This window comes from Metapseudomonas resinovorans DSM 21078 (assembly GCF_000423545.1).
Classification (GTDB): Bacteria; Pseudomonadota; Gammaproteobacteria; order Pseudomonadales; family Pseudomonadaceae; genus Metapseudomonas; species Metapseudomonas resinovorans.
The window spans coordinates 1-3,280 of record NZ_AUIE01000055.1; the positions used below are offsets into that span (position 1 = coordinate 1).

Genomic DNA, 3,280 nt, shown 5'->3' on the forward strand with positions numbered 1-3,280 from the left:
TCGGAGCAGACCTTGGTCAGAGCAGCAGTCAGAGTGGTCTTGCCATGGTCAACGTGACCGATGGTGCCAACGTTGACGTGCGGTTTGTTACGTTCGAACTTTTCTTTAGCCATCGAAAACGTCTCCCATCAAGAGTTGAGCGAGTTACGCAACCATTAAAACAAAGGCAGATATTTTCATATCTGCCTTTGTTAAGATGGAGCTCATGAGCGGATTTGAACCGCTGACCTCACCCTTACCAAGGGTGTGCTCTACCAGCTGAGCTACATGAGCCAAACACATTACGACAACAGCAAACCTGGAGCGGGTAGCGGGAATCGAACCCGCATCATCAGCTTGGAAGGCTGAGGTTCTACCACTGAACTATACCCGCGGAGCCTGCAGCTCTCGCTTTGAATCTGGTGGAGGGGGAAGGATTCGAACCTTCGAAGTCTATGACGTCAGATTTACAGTCTGATCCCTTTGGCCGCTCGGGAACCCCTCCAAGGGAGGCGGCATTCTCATCTTCTGCCACCCTACTGTCAAGCTTTTTCTCATTAAAATCTTGAGGTTAGCTTCATTCGACAGCAGCTTCGCAACCCAGCCTTTTGGGCCATCCTGCGAAGCGGGCGCCATTCTATTCAAGCTAACGAGGAGATGCAACACCTTCGCACGGCATAAGTTGATGTTTTAATCCAAAAAAATCTCGGGACAGTTGCTCGAGCAGCGGATCACCAACCAGCCTGCGGCTTTCAGGTGCTACGCGCACCCAATAATCACGGTGCGCACGGGACAATTCCCGCATAAAAGGCTCATAGCCGGCATCGCGCAAGCGCTGCATAACGCTCTCTGCAGAATCCATGCGAGGGAAGATTCCTAGAGAAATCCCATTGACCAGATCGCCCTGGGTCACGATGTAGCTATCGATTTTCCGCGCCTGAAGCTCCTTGAGCTGGCGCAAGGAGGCCTCCCTCGAAGCCAGCGGCGCGAGATAGACCCAATAGTCAGTACCCGCAGCCGCATCTACAGGCTTTACCGTCGAACGCACGTCCAGACTGATCAGGCGCTGCTCCAGCTCGCGAGCTTGCTCCTCACGCTCGAAGCCTCCAAGAAAAAGACATACGGTCTCTTCGGCTGGCGCCGCGAGCGCAACGCTACGCTTTGGTTGAACGTCACCGGACTCACTGAGCAGACGAATGTCCTGCTGCCCACCCTTGTATAGCGAAAGCGTCTCCACTTCCTTCGGCCGCAACGGTGCCTGCTGCTGATGCCAGACGTAGTAGAAGAGATTGAGAACCAGGAGAAACAGAAACAACCAACGCATGGATCAACCTCAATGCAATGGACAGGCAATAGCCAAACCAGCAAATACCAAGTCAGGCATCACTCTTGCGCGCGGCAGCACATCACGCACCAAGAGCGCGTCACCGCCGGTGAGAAAGACTTCGAACTCCTCGCCAAGATACTCAGCCGCCAATTGAACTTGAGCCTGGACAAAGCCCCGAAGCATCAAAAGACAGCCCCGCTCTACCGCCTCGACGGTCGAGCGCCCGGGAGCCATATCAAGCAAGGCCCGCTCCGCAGCCTCGTCGTCATAGCGAATGCGCCGAGTATGCGTGCGCAGCTGATTGCGCATGAGGGGCATCCCTGGACAGATAAACCCTCCGAGATGATCTCCATTCCCTGCGACCAGATCCGACGTCACCGCCGTGCCAAGATCAAGAACCAAGCAAGGCTTGCGAGCAATATGGTAAGCCCCCAACACGGCAAGCCAGCGATCCAAACCAAGGCGCTGATACTCCGAATAGCCGTTGCGCACCCCGGCCAGTTCGAGGGCCGGCAACGCAGACACGCAAGACACTCCGAATGCACCCTGCAGCCGAGCAGTCAGCAAGCGAGTTTCCTCATCGGAACGAACACTGACCAACCGGCAGTGCCGAAGCGCTAATCCAGGCGTCGCCCGCAGCACCGACACCAGCTCTTCGTCCGAACCGACAACACCGCCAACCAGGGTGACCACTTGCGCACTGTCGATCACGCGCCATTTGATAAAGCTGTTACCGCAGTCAAGCTCAAGAATCATCACTCAACCTCAAACTGAGCTCTCCACCGCTATAAGCTCGTTCTTCACCATCGACGCTGAGTCGCAAGGCACCCGTGACGTCTATTCCCACGACCCTTCCCTGGATTTTCTGCACACCGGCAATCAGATTGACCTGCATCCCCTGCCACAGGTGACCAAGCTCCCACTCCTCTCGCAGAGCAGAAAAACCTTCCTTCTTATGACGCCCAAGGTAATCCTCGAGACGGGCACTCAAGCAACTGACCAACGCGTTTCTGTCTACCAGGGCACCCGTTTCGATTTGCATGGAAGTCCATGGCTGATCGATTTCCTCAGCAGACTGCTGCATGTTCACGTTGATTCCAATACCAACGACAACATGACAGATATCAGCCGGATCCCCCAGTAGCTCGAGGAGAATACCCGCGACCTTCCGGTTGCCGACCAGCAGGTCGTTTGGCCATTTCAGGCCGGCCGCCGTCAATCCGAATGAATGCAACGCGCTTAACACCGCCAAGCCAACCACCAGGCTCAACCCCTCAAGCTGGCGCGCACCGCCATCAATACGCAAAGCCAGGCTGTAGTAGAGGTTTTGAGCATAAGGACTGACCCATCGACGCCCTCTTCGCCCCCGCCCCTCCGTCTGCCGCTCTGCAACGACCGCGAATGGCGGAGCGAGACCTGCAGACAAGCGCCGCATTACCTCTGCGTTGGTGGAATCCAGTGACTCGAGCACATGATGCGACCAAGGCGCACCACTAGCATTCAGAATGCTTCGATCAAGCAGACTCAGCGGACTTTGCAGTCGATAACCTCGACCGCGCACCTTGTATATAGGAAGGCCAAGGTCCACCTCCAGTTGCTGCAACTGCTTCCAGACTGCACTTCTGCTCACACCGAGGATCTCCCCCAGGGCTTGCCCCGAGTGGAAGCGCCCATCTTGCAGAAGTTTCAATAGAGTCAGCATGCGCTGGATCCGGCTCACAATGAGGCAGGCATCATATCGATGCACAATCAGGTTGCATAGAAATCCGAGCCAGTCTAGTAACCCAAACCGCCCTGGGGGGGGGGGGAACGCGGACAACGCCAGCCCTGTCCGAGCGATTAGCTTTCTTTGGCGCAAAGACAAACCCCCGAACCGTTGTCACGATTCGGGGGTTTGGGATAGAAGCTTGACGATGACCTACTCTCACATGGAGAAGCTCCACACTACCATCGGCGATGCGTCGTTTCACTGCT

4 protein-coding genes and 3 tRNA genes are annotated in these 3,280 nt (G+C 55.9%); all 7 read right to left on the minus strand.

Features of this window, described 5'->3' with window-relative positions; genetic code table 11:
- On the minus strand, window positions 1–113 hold a 113-nt coding region (locus G559_RS30105; RefSeq protein ID WP_228379154.1), incomplete at its 3' end, for a GTP-binding protein.
- A gap of 84 nt (window positions 114–197) precedes the next feature.
- Window positions 198–273, minus strand: a tRNA-Thr gene (locus tag G559_RS0123400).
- A 26-nt stretch (window positions 274–299) separates the two neighbouring features.
- Window positions 300–373: transfer RNA gene (locus G559_RS0123405), tRNA-Gly, on the minus strand.
- Between the two features lie 26 nt (window positions 374–399).
- Window positions 400–484 (minus strand) — tRNA-Tyr (locus G559_RS0123410).
- Between the two features lie 141 nt (window positions 485–625).
- Window positions 626–1,303, minus strand: a complete 678-nt coding sequence (locus tag G559_RS0123415) for an SPOR domain-containing protein (RefSeq protein WP_028630559.1) — start codon at window positions 1,301–1,303, stop codon at window positions 626–628.
- 9 nt (window positions 1,304–1,312) lie between these two features.
- Window positions 1,313–2,062: a pantothenate kinase gene (locus tag G559_RS0123420; RefSeq protein ID WP_028630560.1), complete on the minus strand. Its 750-nt coding sequence runs from the start codon at window positions 2,060–2,062 to the stop codon at window positions 1,313–1,315.
- Window positions 2,052–3,008, minus strand: a complete 957-nt coding sequence (birA, locus tag G559_RS0123425) for a bifunctional biotin--[acetyl-CoA-carboxylase] ligase/biotin operon repressor BirA (protein ID WP_028630561.1) — start codon at window positions 3,006–3,008, stop codon at window positions 2,052–2,054. The genes G559_RS0123420 and birA overlap by 11 nt, the downstream gene beginning before the upstream one ends.
- Window positions 3,009–3,280 lie beyond the last annotated feature (272 nt).

Bases quoted from the DNA above. Each gene is read 5' to 3' on its own strand.
- G559_RS0123415 (WP_028630559.1), bottom strand. From the start codon at position 1,303: ATGCGTTGGTTGTTTCTGTTTCTCCTGGTTCTCAATCTCTTCTACTAC.
- G559_RS0123420 (WP_028630560.1), bottom strand. From the start codon at position 2,062: ATGATTCTTGAGCTTGACTGCGGTAACAGCTTTATCAAATGGCGCGTG.
- birA (WP_028630561.1), bottom strand. From the start codon at position 3,008: ATGCTGACTCTATTGAAACTTCTGCAAGATGGGCGCTTCCACTCGGGG.